Annotated in this window: 14 protein-coding genes; 7 read left to right on the top strand and 7 right to left on the bottom strand. The window is 58.8% G+C overall.

Annotation, left to right across the window (positions count from 1 at the left end; translation table 11 throughout):
* Positions 1 to 4: 4 nt before the first annotated feature.
* Together RMR24_RS13045 and bchF are read right to left on the bottom strand one after the other, a co-directional pair.
* Positions 5 to 1,297, bottom strand: coding sequence for a ferredoxin:protochlorophyllide reductase (ATP-dependent) subunit N (locus tag RMR24_RS13045; protein WP_310615516.1), 1,293 nt, complete (start codon positions 1,295 to 1,297; stop codon positions 5 to 7).
* Positions 1,294 to 1,800, bottom strand: a complete 507-nt coding sequence (gene bchF / locus RMR24_RS13040) for a 2-vinyl bacteriochlorophyllide hydratase (RefSeq protein ID WP_310615515.1) — start codon at positions 1,798 to 1,800, stop codon at positions 1,294 to 1,296. Before bchF ends, RMR24_RS13045 begins: the two co-directional genes overlap by 4 nt.
* Before the next feature lie 306 nt (positions 1,801 to 2,106).
* On the opposite strand from bchF, the gene RMR24_RS13035 reads away from it, so the two are divergent.
* The 7 genes from RMR24_RS13035 to RMR24_RS13005 all read left to right on the top strand — a co-directional run bounded on the left by RMR24_RS13035 (position 2,107) and on the right by RMR24_RS13005 (position 9,452).
* On the top strand, positions 2,107 to 2,865 hold the full coding sequence (locus tag RMR24_RS13035; RefSeq protein WP_310615514.1) for a cobalamin B12-binding domain-containing protein: 759 nt from the start codon (positions 2,107 to 2,109) through the stop codon (positions 2,863 to 2,865).
* 117 nt (positions 2,866 to 2,982) lie between these two features.
* Positions 2,983 to 4,374 carry a transcriptional regulator PpsR gene (gene ppsR, locus RMR24_RS13030; protein WP_310615513.1) on the top strand — a complete coding sequence of 464 codons (1,392 nt, stop codon included), beginning with the start codon at positions 2,983 to 2,985 and terminating at the stop codon, positions 4,372 to 4,374.
* 70 nt (positions 4,375 to 4,444) lie between these two features.
* On the top strand, positions 4,445 to 5,392 hold the full coding sequence (gene chlG / locus RMR24_RS13025) for a chlorophyll synthase ChlG (protein ID WP_310615512.1): 948 nt from the start codon (positions 4,445 to 4,447) through the stop codon (positions 5,390 to 5,392).
* Positions 5,389 to 6,744, top strand: a complete 1,356-nt coding sequence (locus tag RMR24_RS13020) for a BCD family MFS transporter (protein WP_310615511.1) — start codon at positions 5,389 to 5,391, stop codon at positions 6,742 to 6,744. Before chlG ends, RMR24_RS13020 begins: the two co-directional genes overlap by 4 nt.
* A complete protein-coding gene (locus RMR24_RS13015; RefSeq protein WP_310615510.1) occupies positions 6,741 to 7,949 on the top strand; it encodes a geranylgeranyl diphosphate reductase in 1,209 nt (402 codons plus the stop codon). Before RMR24_RS13020 ends, RMR24_RS13015 begins: the two co-directional genes overlap by 4 nt.
* On the top strand, positions 7,949 to 8,428 hold the full coding sequence (locus RMR24_RS13010; RefSeq protein ID WP_310615509.1) for a TspO/MBR family protein: 480 nt from the start codon (positions 7,949 to 7,951) through the stop codon (positions 8,426 to 8,428). Before RMR24_RS13015 ends, RMR24_RS13010 begins: the two co-directional genes overlap by 1 nt.
* A gap of 190 nt (positions 8,429 to 8,618) precedes the next feature.
* Positions 8,619 to 9,452, top strand: coding sequence for a cobalamin B12-binding domain-containing protein (locus RMR24_RS13005; protein ID WP_310615508.1), 834 nt, complete (start codon positions 8,619 to 8,621; stop codon positions 9,450 to 9,452).
* 22 nt (positions 9,453 to 9,474) lie between these two features.
* Here RMR24_RS13005 and bchO read toward each other — a convergent pair whose 3' ends face one another.
* From bchO to RMR24_RS12980, 5 genes are all read right to left on the bottom strand, one after another.
* On the bottom strand, positions 9,475 to 10,377 hold the full coding sequence (gene bchO / locus RMR24_RS13000; protein WP_310615507.1) for an alpha/beta fold hydrolase BchO: 903 nt from the start codon (positions 10,375 to 10,377) through the stop codon (positions 9,475 to 9,477).
* Positions 10,378 to 10,386: 9 nt separating this feature from the next.
* Positions 10,387 to 12,297: a magnesium chelatase subunit D gene (locus tag RMR24_RS12995; RefSeq protein WP_310615506.1), complete on the bottom strand. Its 1,911-nt coding sequence runs from the start codon at positions 12,295 to 12,297 to the stop codon at positions 10,387 to 10,389.
* Positions 12,298 to 12,312: 15 nt separating this feature from the next.
* Positions 12,313 to 13,338: a magnesium chelatase ATPase subunit I gene (gene bchI, locus RMR24_RS12990; RefSeq protein WP_310615505.1), complete on the bottom strand. Its 1,026-nt coding sequence runs from the start codon at positions 13,336 to 13,338 to the stop codon at positions 12,313 to 12,315.
* Positions 13,339 to 13,403: 65 nt separating this feature from the next.
* Positions 13,404 to 14,648, bottom strand: a complete 1,245-nt coding sequence (locus tag RMR24_RS12985; protein WP_310615504.1) for a Coenzyme F420 hydrogenase/dehydrogenase, beta subunit C-terminal domain — start codon at positions 14,646 to 14,648, stop codon at positions 13,404 to 13,406.
* 9 nt (positions 14,649 to 14,657) lie between these two features.
* The coding region (locus RMR24_RS12980) for a uroporphyrinogen decarboxylase family protein (protein WP_310615503.1) at positions 14,658 to 15,226 on the bottom strand (569 nt) is incomplete at its 5' end.

Genomic DNA, 15,226 nt, shown 5'->3' with positions numbered 1-15,226 from the left:
CGCTTTATGCAGCCAGCTTCAGGCGGCGCTTGAGGGGGCGGCTGAACAAACCGGCCAGATCGGCCGCTTGTTCGTAGCCCTGAATGGGGGTGAAGACCAACTCAATGGCCCACTTGGTGGTGATGCCTTGCGCCTCCAGCGGATTGGCCAGACCCAGGCCACACACCACCAAATCAGGAGCGTCGGCGATGCAGCGGTCGAGCTGCAGGTCCACGTCCTGGCCTTCGCTGATGCGGGTGCCTGTGGGCAAGAGCGCCAATTCGGCGGCCATGTGCTGGCGGTGTAAATAGGGCGTACCCACTTCCACCAAGTCCATGCCCAGTTCGCGGTTCACAAAGCGGGCCAGCGGAATTTCGAGCTGCGAGTCGGGGAAGAAAAAGATGCGCTGGCCTTGCAGCATCTGGCGCTGCACAGCCAGGGCTTTTTCGGCACGTTGGCGTGGCGCGGCGGTGGCTTGTTCAAACACGTCAGGGGCGACGCCAAATTCGGTGGCGGCCGCTTGCAGCCAGGCGGTCGTGCCTTCCACGCCTAGAGGGAACGGTGCGGGCAGGTGCTGTGCGCCGCGCGACTGCAGGGCTCGGGCGGTGTCTGCCAAGAAGGGCTGAGCCAACAAATAGCGGGTGTTCGGGCCGACCACAGGCATGGCCTGGCTGTTGCGCGGTGGGAAGAAGTTGACTTGCAGACCCATGCGCTCAAACAGGCTGCGCATCTGGTCTTCGACCACATCGGCCAAGGTGCCTACCACCATCAGGGCGGGGGCAGTTTCTGCGCTGGTGGGCAGGCCGGGGACCATGGCCGCTAAGCAAGCGTCCTCACCTTGGGTGAAGGTGGTTTCGATGCCGCTGCCCGAGTAGTTGAGCACGCGCACCTTGGGGTGATGAATTTGGTTTTGGCGTTCGGCTGCGCGCGACAGGTCCAATTTGATGACTTCGGACGGGCAAGAGCCCACCAAGAACAACAAGCGGATGTCGGGGCGGCGCGCCAGCAGCTGGCCGACCACGCGGTCGAGTTCTTCGTGCACATCGGCCAAACCCGCCAGATCGCGCTCGTCGATGATGGCGGTGCCAAAGCGGGGCTCGGCAAAAATCATCACGCCCGCTGCGGACTGTATCAAGTGGGCGCAGGTGCGCGAGCCCACCACCAAAAAGAAGGCATCTTGAATTTTGCGGTGTAACCAGATGATGCCGGTGAGACCACAAAACACCTCGCGCTGCCCGCGTTCAACCAAGGGCACGACGTCGGTGCAACCGGCGGTTTGAGCGGATGTATCGGCGCGGATTGGGATGACAGTGCTCATGTGCTGGCCTGTGCGCCCGTGTCGGGCATAGAGAGGGTTTCGGTTTTTTGCAGCCGCGCCATGCGCAGCTTGCGGATGTATTGCGCCGCGTTGATGGCGTAGCTGCCATATGCGGCCAGGGCCAGCAGCAGTTGGTCGTTAGCGCTCCATGCCCCAAGCCACCAGACGCAGACATAAGCGGTGTGCAGAACCATCACTCCCATGCTGACCACGTCTTCCCAAAAAAAGGCGGGGGCAAACAGGTAGCAGTCGAAGACCACTTTTTCCCAAATCGCGCCGGTGACCATGATGGCGTAGAGCACCACGGTCTTGAGTACCACCGAAGCCAGGGCCAAGTCGGTGTGTTCGCTGGTTTGCAGGCTGTTGATCACCAGGTACAGGCTGATGCCGAAAATCAAAAACTGAACCGGAGCCAGCACACCTTGCACCAGCGTCCAGGCGGTCGCGTCACGCCGGGCGCGTTGCGCTGGCGTGTACAAAACCTGTGAAGCTAATTCGGGCATGTGGACCTGACCTAATGGGTGGTGTTTGAAGCGAATGTAAGCCTCGAAATACAGTGTGTCAACTTGTATTTACATTTATTTTAATGTCTAGGGTTTACACTGAAGGCGCTTCACAGGAATCTCAGCACACTACATATGTGTTGTTCAGTGCCTTGATTGGCACTGCGCCATGCAACTCTTGCGGCAAGCCTTGGATTTATTCAGGCGGCCGTTGTAGTCTTACTCTGATGATGGGTGCGTGCTATGGCGCAATTTAATTTAGATGATCACAACTTCCTGCCTCAGGCCCTGAGGCGGCTAGCCCCTTTGCTGCAACCTCTGCGTCGTCATGTGTCTGCGGGGCCGCGCTTGGTGGGGGGGACTACTTTCTCTGGCAAATCTGCACTCGACGCAGCGCAAGTGCAGATCTTGGCGCACGCGTGTTTGCAAGGCCTTGATGCGGCACGTCAGGTGGTTTTTGGTTGGCAAAAACAAGGCCAATCGTTGGCTGATATTTATGTCCAAGGTGTCGCACCTTGCGCCCGTTTGATTGGGGAGTGGTGGTGCGCGGATAAGCTTGATTTTGCCATGACCACCATTGTTTCTAGCCACTTGCAACAACTCTTGCATGAGTTCAGTGCCGAGTTTTTGCAGGAGGCTCCTCAGGAGCGCAATGGCTGCAGCTTGCTGTTACTCACTGAGCCCGGTGCCCAGCACAGCATGGGCTTGTTCATGCTCAGCGAATTTTTCAAACAGGCGGGTTGGACCGTGACTTTGTGCGTGCCACAAGACGTTGCGGAGTTCAAGCATGTCTGCCAATCGGATTGGTTTGATGCGGTGGGTGTGTCGATCAGCACCGATCGCCATTTGCAAACCTTGAGTGCTTTGCTGCGCCAACTCAAAGACGGTTCGAGCAATCCGAATATGTGCCTTTTTCTGGGTGGGCCTATGGCGATGCGCGAACCCTTGCTGCTGTCAAGCATCCCCGCCGAAGTCGTGGCCGAGGATGCGCCAGCCACTGTTCAATGGGTGAAGCAACGTGTCTCTCAGCTGGTTTTGAGTGGCTGTGCAATATCTTCCTTTTGAACGAATGTTTGCTCGGGTATGCATGCTTTTTCGTTATGGCAAATGCAATAAGGCTTATACTTCCATGACGAATTTCAGTGTCAACTCCTCTATGCACTATCACACTTGGTTTACAACATGAAGCTTCCTGAATTGGACCCCTTGACCTTTTCCAAATTGCTGGGAGTGGTGTCGGATGTCACTTTGGTGATGGACGCACAAGGCGTGATTCTGGATGTTTCCACGGCGCGTGACAAATTGGCAACCTTGGGCTGTCAGTCTTGGATCGGACGCCGTTGGATAGACACGGTGACCAGCGAGAGTCGCAGCAAAATTGAAGACATGTTGCAGTCTCAGGGCTTGCCAGATGTGATGCGATGGCGACATGTCAACCACGTCAATGCTGTGGGCAATGAGATTGCTTTGCAGTATGTGCTGTTGCCTTTGCGTGACGGGCAATTGTTGGCTGTGGGCCGAGATTTGGAGAGTTTGGCCGAGTTGCAGCGCCGCTTGGTGGAAACTCAACAGTCCATGGAGAGAGATTATTTAAGGCTGCGTCACATCGAGGCGCGCTACCGCGTGTTGTTTGACACCTCATCCGACGCGGTGTTGATGGTTGATGCCATCAACCAGAAAGTGTTGGAGGCCAATTTGGGTGCGCAATCCTTGCTCAAAGATGCGGGTAAGCGCCTCGTTGGCCGCGACGTGCGCGAATGTTTTGAAGCTGCGAGTCAAGGCGAGGTGCAATCCTTGTTACGTATGGCCTTGGCCACAGGGCGCGTTGAGATGTGTGCAGCTCGGATCTCGGGACTTCTGCCCGAATGGACCGTCTCGGCCACTGTGTTTCGGCAAGAGGGCGGCGCTCAATTTTTAGTGCGCTTGGTCTCCCGCGATGCGGTGGGTGAGCCCTATCGGGATCCCAATGCTTCTTCAGTACTGAGTGAAGCCATGGCGCATTTTCCCGACGGATGGTTGTTGACTGACACCTCTGGCGTGATCAAAAGTGTCAATGAAGAGGGTATGGCTTTGCTGGGCTTGACGGCCACCTCGCAAGTGCTCGGTCAGAGTTTGGAGCGCTGGTTGTTGCGCGGCGCGGTGGATTGGGGGGTACTCAACACCAGTCTGCGTCAACAACAACCCGTGCGTAATTTCGCCACCGAGGTGCGCACGCTGTCGGGCATGACCTTGCCTGTGGAGGTCTCGGCTATTTACCTGGCGCGACCTGAGCCTATGTATGTGTTCTTTGTGCGGGACTTGGACCGACGCATGCAAGTCAGCGCTGGCGTGGCTCAAAACCACGTCCACCCTTTTGCCGAGCTGTCTCAGCTTGTTGGGCGTCGTCCGATCAAGGACATCGTGGGTGAAACGGTGGACACCATCGAGCGCATGTGCATCGAAGCGGCCCTCGAATTGACCCACAACAACCGCGCTTCCGCGGCTGAAATGCTGGGCTTGTCGCGACAAAGTCTGTACGTCAAACTCCGCCGTTTCAACATGGTGGCTGAAGCTGACGTAGAAACCTTGGGCTAAGTGTTAGGTTTCATTGACGGTAAGTGTCAACCCTTGTTGACATTTTAAAAGATCGCATCACAATGCGTTCATGGACTCTCCCTCCCTTGCTCTGACGCCCTATCGCACGCGCCCCACCCTGGCCACAGTGGCAGAGCTATTAAAACCGATCACATGGTTCCCGCCGATGTGGGCGTTTGCCTGCGGCGTGGTGGCTTCGGGCCAGGACATCGGTGCAAATTGGGTCTTGTTAGTTTTGGGGTTGGTGCTCACCGGCCCATTGGTGTGCGCCAGTAGCCAAGCCGTCAACGACTGGTTTGACCGTCATGTCGATGCGATCAACGAGCCGAACCGCCCTATACCCTCAGGGCGCATGCCTGGGCGTTGGGGGCTGGGCATTGCGGTGGGCTGGACCGTGCTGTCTTTGCTGTGGGCCACGCTTATGGGCCCTTGGGGTTTTGCTGCCTGCGGGCTGGCGATTGCGTTGTCTTGGGGCTACAGCGCCCCGCCTGTGCGATTTAAAAACAATGGCTGGTGGGGCAATGCCGCTTGTGCGTTGAGCTACGAAGGTTTGGCTTGGCTCACGGGCACAGCCGTCATGCTAGGTGGCGCGTGGCCAGGGCCGCATTCGTTGGCTTTGGCGCTGATTTACAGCCTTGGCGCACACGGCATCATGACGCTCAATGATTTCAAGGCCATCGACGGTGACCGTCGCATGGGTGTTGCTTCACTGCCTGTGCAGTTGGGTGCGCGTGGCGCGGCGGTGGTTGCTTGTGCACTCATGCTGTTGGCGCAAGCTGCGGTGGCGTTGCTGTTGGTGTTTTGGCAACTGCCGTGGCACGCTGCTGTGGTGCTGGCGTTGGCTGCGGCGCAGTGGCCCTTGATGGTCAAGTTTTTACGTCAACCCATTGAGCGCGCTTTGCATGTGAGCGCCTTTGGCGTGCCTTTGTTTGTCAGCGGCATGATGGTCAGTGCTTGGGGGTTGCGTCAATTGCAACTCTTGCAGCAACCCTTGCAGCAACTTTTGGAGCTCAGATGACGACACCGTTTTTTGGCTGGTTTCAAATTGTGCGGTTAGGTCTGATTCAGGCCTGTTTAGGCGCTGTGGTGGTGGTGACCACGTCCACGCTCAACCGAATCATGGTGGTGGAGTTGGCGCTGCCTGCTTTGTTACCCGGGTTTTTGGTGGCGTGGCATTACGCGGTGCAAATGGTGCGTCCACGCATGGGCTTTGGTGCCGACAAAGGTCGTCGCTGTACACCTTGGATGATGGGTGGCATGGGGGTGCTGGGCGTCGGTGGCGTGATGGCCGCGGCTGCTACGGTGTGGATGGCGACCGAGCCGGGTTATGGTGCCTTGCTGGCCATGTTGTCATTCAGTTTGATTGGCCTTGGGGTGAGCGCCTGCGGCACATCACTCTTGGCTTTGATGGCCAAGCAAGTGCCCGAGGCGCGACGCGCCCCAGCCGCCACCACAGTTTGGATGATGATGATTTTGGGTTTTGCCGTCACAGCAGGTGTGGTGGGCAAACTGATTGACCCCTACAGCCCAACTGTGTTGTTGCAGGTTTCTGTGGGCCTGAGCACCTTGACTGTATTGATCACAGCCCTTTGTTTGTGGGGCCTAGAGGGGCGTACCTCGCCCGAGAACGCTGTGCCAAACGATGACGTTCAAGCGCCTGTGAAACAACAAAATTTCAAAGTCGCCTTGCAGGATGTTTTGTCTGAGCCAGCAGCCCGAACTTTCACGGTGTTTGTGTTCACCTCCATGCTCGCTTACAGCGCGCAGGACCTGATCTTGGAGCCGTTTGCTGGCGCGGTCCATGGCTTCTCGCCAGGACAAACCACCCAGCTGTCGGGCTGGCACCACATGGGCGTGCTGATAGGCATGCTGGCAGTGGCCTTCGCTGGCTCGCGTTGGGCCGCTGGACGTTTGGGATCGGTCCAGGCATGGATGGTGGGTGGTTGCTTGGTGTCTGCTTTAGCCACCGTGGGCTTGTGCAGCTCTGCTTTGGCTGCGACTTGGCCGCTTCAGGCCAATGTGGTGTTTTTGGGTGTGGCCAATGGCGCATTTTCGATTGCGGCCATCGCCACCATGATGCGTCTGGCCGGTGAGGGTGGGGCGGGCCGCGAAGGTACGCGCATGGGCGTGTGGGGTGCTGCACAAGCGGCGGCCTTTGGTTTGGGTGGTTTGTTGGGCACAGCGGCCAGCGATTTAGCCCACGCCTTGCTGGGCGAGCAACGATTGGCCTATGCGGCGGTGTTTGTCATGCAAGCCTTGATGTTTGCTATGTCAGCGGTCTTGGCGATGCGCTTGAACCGCGCCACCGAGCGCCGCGACAACTTACCCTTTGATTCAGTTTTTTTGCTGAAAGGCGGATCTCATCCATGAACCCATCTAGTTACGATTTTGTGGTGGTGGGCGGTGGCCCATCTGGCGCAACCGCTGCACACGACTTGGTGCGCCAAGGCTGGCGCGTCTTGTTGTTGGACCGTCAGGGCCGCACCAAACCGTGTGGGGGTGCAATTCCGCCTCGCCTGATCAAAGACTTTGAGATTCCAGACCATCTTTTGGTGGCCAAGGTGCGATGCGCGCGGATGATTTCACCAGCCGACAACAAGGTGGACATTCCCATTGACAACGGTTTTGTGGGCATGGTGGACCGCGACACGTTTGATGAGTTCTTGCGTGCTCGCGCTGCCCAATCGGGTGCCGAGCGTTGCCAAGCTATTTTTGACAAGGTTGAACATGATGAAAGCGGTCAACTGTGGGTGCACTACACCCCTGTCACGTCCAAAGAACACGCGGCGGTTGAACACGCACGGCCCGTCAAAGTCAGCACGCGCATGGTGATTGGTGCCGATGGGGCGCGCTCAGAAGTTGCTCGTCAGGCCATCCCCAATGCGCACAAAACCAAATATGTGTTTGCTTATCACGAGATCATCGAGTCTCCTGTCGGGCAGCCTGGCTACGATGCGGCGCGCTGTGATGTGTATTACCAAGGTGAAGTCTCGCCAGATTTTTACGGTTGGGTCTTTCCGCACGGCAAAACCATGAGCGTCGGTATGGGCAGTGCAGACAAGGGCTATTCATTGCGCAGTGCCACGTCGCGCTTGCGTGAGATTGCAGGCTTGACCCAAGCACCCACCTTGCGTCGCGAAGGCGCACCGATACCGCTCAAGCCATTGCCGCAATGGGACAACGGTCGCGATGTGGTGGTGGTGGGTGACGCCGCAGGCGTCGTCGCTCCGTCGTCGGGCGAGGGCATTTACTACGCCATGGATTGCGCGCGGCGCGTGGCCCAAGCCGCGCACCAAGCGCTGAAAACCGGCAACAGCGCTTGCCTCAAACAAGGCCGCAAGAGCTTCATGAAACAGCACGGCCGGGTGTTTTGGATTTTGGGCGTGATGCAATATTTTTGGTACCAAAACGATCGCCGCCGAGAGAAGTTCGTCAAGATCTGTGAAGACCGCGATGTGCAGCGCCTGACCTTTGAGTCGTACATGAACAAAGAGCTCGCCCGCAAAGATCCGATGGCCCATGTGCGCATCTTCCTCAAAGATATGGCTCATTTGCTCGGTTTGGCTCGAACGTGATGGCTCGTCCCGACTTGCGGCTGGCGCTCACGCTGGTGTTGAGTTACGCCACGGCGGGTATCGGTGGGGCCTTGACCGAGATCGGGCCTTGGTATTTCTCGCTGCGTCAGCCTGCTTGGAAACCTCCTGATGCTGCGTTTGGCATTGTTTGGACAACCATCTTCACCCTCTGTGCCATCAGCGGTTGGCTGGCTTGGCGTGCCGCTGACACACGCGCACTGCGCCTGCGAGTGGCGGTGTTGTTTGGCGTCAATGCGGTGTGCAACATCGTTTGGAGTGCGCTGTACTTCAAACTTCAGCGACCCGATTGGGCTTTGGTCGAGGTAGTTTTTTTGTGGCTGTCCATCGTGGCCTTGATCGTGGGGATGTGGCGTTTGTCGCGCTGGGGCAGTGGCTTGCTCTTGCCCTATCTGGTCTGGGTGTCGATCGCTGCCATGCTGAATCTTGAAACGGTTCGGCTCAACGGGCCTTTTGTCTAAGACATATACGCCGAAAAGTGCTTGGCTGTTCTGAGCATTAACCCGTTTAGGGTTTGCGATGCTTGTCCTAGACGCTCTGCAAATTTACAAACTAGGTTGCAGCTGCGGATCGGATTGCTATTTTGCTGGCGGACTAACGCCCCGGTTTTCACCCCTCCAAGGTGATGCGCAAGTGCTGCCAGGATCTCATATGTCTCAGTTCAACGGCATGAGTGGGCACTCAAGCGGTTTCACGTCAAAGCGCACGCTGGAAGAGGATTGCAAAGAATCCATCTTGACGGTGATTGAAAAGCAGATCATTCCGCGGCTTCTCAATGTGCAGCAGTTTTTTTCGGTCAAGTCACATCCAGATGCCCAGAACGACTCGGGCGCGGAGCAGCCAGAATTTGAAGTCTTCACGCAGTTTTGCCTGAATGGCGACTCGTTAGAGGCCAACCGCATCATCGATGTTTTGATGAACAGAGGGTTACCCGCGGATCGTGTGTTCTTAGAGCTGGTCACACCAGCAGCTCGGCAAATGGGCCTGCTGTGGGAGCAAGACCTGTGTGATTTCACCCAAGTGACTTGTGGTTTGGCCATCATGCACCAGATGATTTATCGCCTCGGTTACGAGTCGCCAGCGGGCCAAAGCATGGAAGGTGAGGTTGAGCGGGTCATGTTGGCGTGCGCGCCAGGCTCGCAGCATTTTCTGGGATTGACCATCGTCGCAGACTTTTTTCGCAAAGCCGGTGCGGAGGTGGTGTTGGAAATTTCATCGACCGAGTCAGAGCTGGAACGCGCGGTGGCGAACGAGTGGTTTGATGTGTTGGGTATTTCTGTGGCGCTTGAAGCGCAGCTCACAGCTTTGCCTTCGTTGATTCAACACCTGAGAGAACGCTCTGGCAACCCCAACGTCAGAGTCGTGCTGGGCGGACCCATTTTCTTATTCCAAGAAGTCAGCCCGCAAGCTTTGGGGGCCGATGCCATCTTCACAGATGCCCGAGATGCGGTAAAGGCATTGAAACGCTTGGGTCGACAGGCCTGATGCGCATTGGCCACTCACCTTGCTAGAACGGCGTGCTTGCAGCGGTGCACCAGCGCAATATTTGCTGCGCCGTGCCTTGAGGGTCTTGCTCGTGCGCCAAATGCCCTAGTCCTTCTTGCATCACACACTGAGCCTGTGGCATGCGCAGGCAGGCCTCATGGGCCAAGGTAGGCGGAATCGTTTGGTCATGGCTGCCCACCGCCATGAACACGGGGTTGCGAATTTCACGTAGCTGTGACGCCAAGGCGTCAAGCCGCCAAGCGGCCATCATCGATAAAACGCCGTAGATATGGCCTGAGTTGCTCAGCACTCGGGTGTACAAGTCCAGCCCTTGTGCATCTAGTGTTGAACCTGTTCGCTCTAGACATCGGCGTACAACCCCAGGTTGTTTGGTCATTTTGGCCGTGGCCCAAGCTGACAAGGGATTGAGCTCAGCCAGTTTGGCTGCTGGGCCAAACAACCAAGAAGCGCCCCCAGTGAGGGGTAGCCAAGCCGGGTTCAGGCCGATCAAGGTGGCGTTAGGTGTGAGGGTGGGGTGGTGTTGCACCATGTGGGCAGCGATGGCCGCCCCTGCCGAATGGCCCACCAAGACCTGTGGCTGCAGCTTAAGTTCTGACAGCAACGCGCAAAGACTCTCAGCCATGCCGGGCAGCGACAGTGCGCCCTCGGGCCCTCGGCTGCTGAAGGCGTGGCCTGGCAGGTCGGGCGCTATCACGGTGAAGTGTTGGGCCAGTGTGAGCAACAGGTCACGCCAGCTGAAGCTGCCCGAGCCCGTGCCATGCAAGAGCAGCATGCAGGGGCCTTGGCCCAGCTGCTGTACATGCCATTGGATGCCGCCGGCCTGCACAAAACGGCTGTGCTGCGCGTGCGGCCAGTGGCTGCGGTGGTCGACCCAAGACATGCCGGGGTAAAAGCTTTCAAACATGGCGGGGGCTTAGGCGCTGGGGCTGCGCACCCGCTCAATGGCCTGCGCCATGCGCTGGGACTGCACTTGCGGCATGGGCAAATAGCTCGCGCCCATGGTGGTGGCTAGTTGCTGCGCTTGCGCGTCTGGCTGCATGGATGTGTCGATCCACAAAGCGCGATGGCCGCTGATGCGCCACTGTTGGCCCCAATTTTGCGCGTCGGTTTGCGCTTGGGCGCGCCCGCCCACGCCTTGCAGGGTCACGTTGGCACGGCCATCGCTCAGCACCACCAGGATGGGTGTGACGCCTTGACGGTGAAGCTGTGCCGCTTGTTCGTGTGCCATTTTGAGCGCCAAGGCCAGCGGTGTGCCACCGCCGCCTGGCAGGCCTGTCATGGCGCGTTTGGCGCGCACCAGCGATCGCGTCATGGGCAGCAGCAGTTGCGCTTGTGCGCCCCGAAACGCCACGATGCAGACACTGTCTCGCCTGGCATAAGACTGCTGCAGCAGCAGCTCGACCGCGCCCTTGGCCTCGGCCAGTCGTTGAAGCGCGGCTGAGCCCGAGGCGTCGAGCGCCAAGATCAGGCAACTCGATGAACGTTGTTGGTAGCGCTGGATGTGGAAGTCTTCAGCGCGAATGGCCACGCGGCCAGTGTTATGGGCTTGCCGCAGGCGCTGCTTAGGCGCGGCGGCGCGCAAGGTGGCTAAGACATGCAGGCGCGCTTGGCCGCCGGGGCGACCCGGGCGCGGGGGCAAGGGGCGACCCCGTTGCGAGCCCGCACGGGCTTGGCCACTGCGACCTGAGGTATTGCTTTGCCGCGCACCGCCTTGGGTGACCAGTGCGTCCAGCATGTGTGGCGGCAAGCTCGCTAGCGCGGCTGCAACCATCATCTCTTGCAGGTCTTGCGCGCTGGGTTCGGGCGGCGAGGTAGGGTCTTGGTCCGCGTTGGCGTTGTCCGTTTCTGCGTCGTCGGGCGCAACGTTTGGGTGTTCTGGGTCTTGGCGTTTGGGTGGCTCGGGTGCTTGCGTGTCATCTTCTGGCGCGGTCTTGGTCGCGGCATCAGCAGATGGCTCGGCCGGCCACTGCGTAGCGCGCGGGGCCAGCACACAGCGTGCGGCAAAGCCCAAGTCTTCGTCTTCTAGCACGCTGCGCCCGTTCAAGGCAGCATGGCCGCAGGCCACGCGCAAGGCTAAGCTGGGCGCACGCAAAGACCCAATACCCAAACCCATCGCGCTGGCGCACAGCGCTTGCAGCTGCGTATCGGTGGCCTCAATCTGTCTCAGTCTTTCACGGGCTTGCATCAAGGCTTGAGGGCTGAGCTGGATGTGCAGCGCGTCATCATCATCTTCAGCCTGACTGCGATGTTGACTGTCACGCCTATGGGTCGATGTTGCGTTGAAGTCCAGCGCGATGTCCGAGGGCGACAGCATCTGCAGGTCCAGCCAAATCGCCAAACGTTCTTGCAGCGCTGCTGCCAAGCCGGGTTCATCGGGCATGGATTCGTCCAAGGCGACGACCCCAAAGCGCGTGGCGCTGGCTTGGGTGCGATGGTGCGTGGCGGGCACCAGACCTGAGTCAAGGGCCTGCACCAGCGGCGCCAACAAGGCAGGGGGTAGTCGTTCGGCCATGGGCAGGCAGATCAGACCTTGATCGGCTTGCTGCAACAAACCCGCTTGCATACGCAGTTGGCCCGTTTGCAGCGTGTAGGCGAAGTCAATGCCACCCAGCAGGCGTTCAGCATCGACAGAGCCCGGCACTTTGACCAGAGGCAGACCTAGGCTGGCCAGCGCACTCAGCCAGCGCTCGCGCACTGGGCCGTGCGAAGCGCGCAGACACACCCCACCCAAGCCCTGCGGATCGAGCTGCAAGAGTTGCAAGCTCGTCAGTGCATCGTGCCACGCGTTCAGTGGCGTGTCGGCAGTTGTGTGAGGTTGCGCCATGGCCAGCCCGCAGAGTCAGGCGGCCAGCACTTCTTGCAGGCTGCGTTGCACGCGTGAGCCAGCGTCCGTGTCATCGAGTGGGTTGCGTCGAAGTCGGTGGCGCAGGGCCAAAGGTGCCATGCTTTGCAGGTGTTGGGCCTGCACGGTCAATTCACCTTGCAGCGCCGCAAAAGCGCGAGTCGCACGCAGCAACGTGAGTTCGGCACGCAGTCCATCGGTGCCGAGTTGCTGGCAAAGGCGCGCGCATAACATCAGCATGCCGTCACTGACGGTCACTTGCGCCAATTTTTCTCGTGCTTTGAGGATGCGTTTTTGCAGCTTGATATTGTCTTTATGCCATAGGGCTTTGAAAGCTGCTGGGTCTTTTTCAAAGCGGTCTCGGCGTTTGATAATTTCTACGCGCAGCGCCAGGTCTTGGGGGGTGCGCACCTGTACCGAAAGCCCAAAACGGTCTAGCAACTGGGGGCGCAGATCGCCCTCTTCGGGGTTACCGCTGCCCACCAACACAAACCGCGCAGGGTGGCGAATGCTCAGGCCTTCACGTTCAACCAGGTTTTCGCCTGAGGCGGCCACGTCGATGAGCAAGTCCACCAAGTGGTCGTCGAGCAAGTTGACTTCGTCGATGTACAAGAAACCACGGTGCGCTTGGGCCAGCAAGCCGGGAGCAAATTCTTTGACGCCTTGCGACAAGGCTTTTTCAAGGTCTAGCGCGCCGACCACGCGGTCTTCGGTGGCACCCAGCGGCAAATCCACCACGGCCACAGGTTGGCGCTCAACACCCAGTTTGGCTTTGCCGCTTTGGGTTTGGCATACCGAACAGGCTTGGGCGGGTTGGGCTGGGTCACAGCGGTAAGGGCAGCCCTTGACCACTTGGATGGGCGGCAACAAATCGGCCAACGCCCGGACGGCGGTGGATTTGCCCGTGCCGCGGTCCCCCAGCACCAACATGCCGCCAATGGAGGGGTCTACGGCTACCACTTGAATGGCGAGGGTCATTTCGTCTTGACCAACGATGGCCGCAAAAGGAAAGGTCAATGCCATAGGGCGTTCCAGGAAACTGATCTCAGGTCATCATCTAAAAGTTGCATCAAAGTGTCAAGTTAAATTTACAGTTTTTTATCATCCACGTTTTTGGCGTGTGGTGTCAGTCCATAGCGTGCTGCCAGTTGCCACACATGTTTGGGCAACATGTGCTTTAGGCGCGCGGGTGCTTCGCGGCGCAGATGCAAGATGGACTCGATGGCTTTCATCTCCACGCGGGCGCGGGCAAATTCCAAACCACGCGGTCCCACACGGGGCATCAGCCAGTTGACCAGCGGCTTGATCCAAGCGGGCATGCGGCGCAATGGCAGGCCTCCAGCGGCGCGCTCGGTGTTGGCCATGAAACCTCGAACAGCCCCTTCTCGCCGCCCCTTGCTGATCGGCTCGCTGGTGATCACGGCATCTTGGAGCCCATCCAGCATGGCTTGGCCGCGTGTGTTGCGTACCAGCAACCATTGCTGGCCATGTCCGCCCATGTAGCCCACGGTGATGTCTGACAAGACGTTGGTGTAGTCCACGCAGGTGCGGCAGGTGAGTGGAAAAAAGTCGGGGGGCAGGGTGGACAACGGCAAGTTCAAAAATGGGATCAGGCGTTTTTCGCCTTGGTCGGTGCGCACCTCGACCTTGTAGTCGGCTCTGAACTCGACGTAAGAGATATCTTGTGGCCGGTCCGAGATTAAACCCAGAAAGCGGTGGAAGTTCTCGGTGGTGGTGTTGTCTGAACAGGGGGTGCCGATGACGAAGAGCTTTTGCAAACCTTGTTCACGTTCGAGTTGGGGCTGAATGGCACGCAAGGCATAAATTTGGCAAGGAATACCGATGACAGCCAAGCGTTTGTGGCCTTGTGCCAAAGCGGGCTCAACCAGGCTGAGCAAGGGGGCATAGCCCATGCGCATGCCTCTGCACTGCTGCATGTCTTGCGCCCGCGTGACCAGCACGGGGCGAGGACGCCAGCGGTCGTGTGGATCGGCGGCCATGGCGATCACCGCATCGACCAGGCCTTGTTCCAGCAAAGTTTCTGCTAGTCGGGTGGTGATGCCAGTCCACTGCGCGCCTTGAGCTGGCGGATCCAAACGGGCACTCAAAATGTGCTGGTAAGGGCCAAAAAACAACTCATCAGGCTGCGCTTTATGTTCGGGGGTAGCTTGTTGGCGCGTACGCCCATGCACTTGGAGCTCCAGCCCGGGATAGTCGGGTTGGATAAATTGGCAGGCTTGACCGCAGCGCTTGGGGTCATCGGTGCGCGACAGGCCACAGTCGGTGCACAGCTTGCGGGTGGGCGCCATGTCGTGGCGGTCAGGTTCATCCATCGCGGGTGATCAAGCTTGGCGCATCGCACGCGAGTGGCTGTGCACCGCTTCGACCAATACGCCCACGCTCTCAGGCGGTGTGAATTGGCTGATGCCGTGGCCCAAGTTGAAGATTTGGGTCGGGCCGGTGGTTGTTTTGTCTGTGTGCGGTTTGCCAAAGGCGTCCAGCACGCGTTGGGCTTCAGCGGCGATGGCGTCGGCTGGCGCAAAGAGTGAGTTGGGGTCTAGGTTGCCTTGCAGGGCTTTGCCGGGGCCGCCCACAGCGCCGCCGACTTGTGCGCGGGCTTTGGCAAGGTTGACTGTCCAGTCCACACCCAGCACCTCGCAGTCGAGCTCGGCCATCTCTGGCAACCACAAACCGCCACCTTTGGTGAACACCAAACGGGGAATGACAGCGCCCTCGTGCGAGCGCTTGAGCTGTGCCAGCACGCGCTTGGTGTAGGTCATGCTGAACTGTTGGAACATGCCGTCGGCCAGCACGCCGCCCCAGCTGTCAAAAATCATCACGGCTTGTGCGCCGGCTTCGATTTGGGTGTTCAGGTACAGGGCCACCGCGTCGGCGTTGATTTCCAAAATGC

It is taken from the genome of Limnohabitans sp., from assembly GCF_031539105.1.
In the GTDB taxonomy this organism is placed as follows: Bacteria; Pseudomonadota; Gammaproteobacteria; order Burkholderiales; family Burkholderiaceae_C; genus Limnohabitans.
Note: the sequence above shows the minus strand (reverse complement) of the source record. Positions and strands in the feature narration are given on the sequence as shown.

Bases quoted from the DNA above. Each gene is read 5' to 3' on its own strand.
- RMR24_RS13045 (WP_310615516.1), bottom strand. From the start codon at position 1,297: ATGAGCACTGTCATCCCAATCCGCGCCGATACATCCGCTCAAACCGCC.
- bchF (WP_310615515.1), bottom strand. From the start codon at position 1,800: ATGCCCGAATTAGCTTCACAGGTTTTGTACACGCCAGCGCAACGCGCC.
- ppsR (WP_310615513.1), top strand. From the start codon at position 2,983: ATGAAGCTTCCTGAATTGGACCCCTTGACCTTTTCCAAATTGCTGGGA.
- chlG (WP_310615512.1), top strand. From the start codon at position 4,445: ATGGACTCTCCCTCCCTTGCTCTGACGCCCTATCGCACGCGCCCCACC.
- RMR24_RS13020 (WP_310615511.1), top strand. From the start codon at position 5,389: ATGACGACACCGTTTTTTGGCTGGTTTCAAATTGTGCGGTTAGGTCTG.
- RMR24_RS13015 (WP_310615510.1), top strand. From the start codon at position 6,741: ATGAACCCATCTAGTTACGATTTTGTGGTGGTGGGCGGTGGCCCATCT.
- RMR24_RS13010 (WP_310615509.1), top strand. From the start codon at position 7,949: ATGGCTCGTCCCGACTTGCGGCTGGCGCTCACGCTGGTGTTGAGTTAC.
- RMR24_RS13005 (WP_310615508.1), top strand. From the start codon at position 8,619: ATGTCTCAGTTCAACGGCATGAGTGGGCACTCAAGCGGTTTCACGTCA.
- bchO (WP_310615507.1), bottom strand. From the start codon at position 10,377: ATGTTTGAAAGCTTTTACCCCGGCATGTCTTGGGTCGACCACCGCAGC.
- RMR24_RS12995 (WP_310615506.1), bottom strand. From the start codon at position 12,297: ATGGCGCAACCTCACACAACTGCCGACACGCCACTGAACGCGTGGCAC.
- bchI (WP_310615505.1), bottom strand. From the start codon at position 13,338: ATGGCATTGACCTTTCCTTTTGCGGCCATCGTTGGTCAAGACGAAATG.
- RMR24_RS12985 (WP_310615504.1), bottom strand. From the start codon at position 14,648: ATGGATGAACCTGACCGCCACGACATGGCGCCCACCCGCAAGCTGTGC.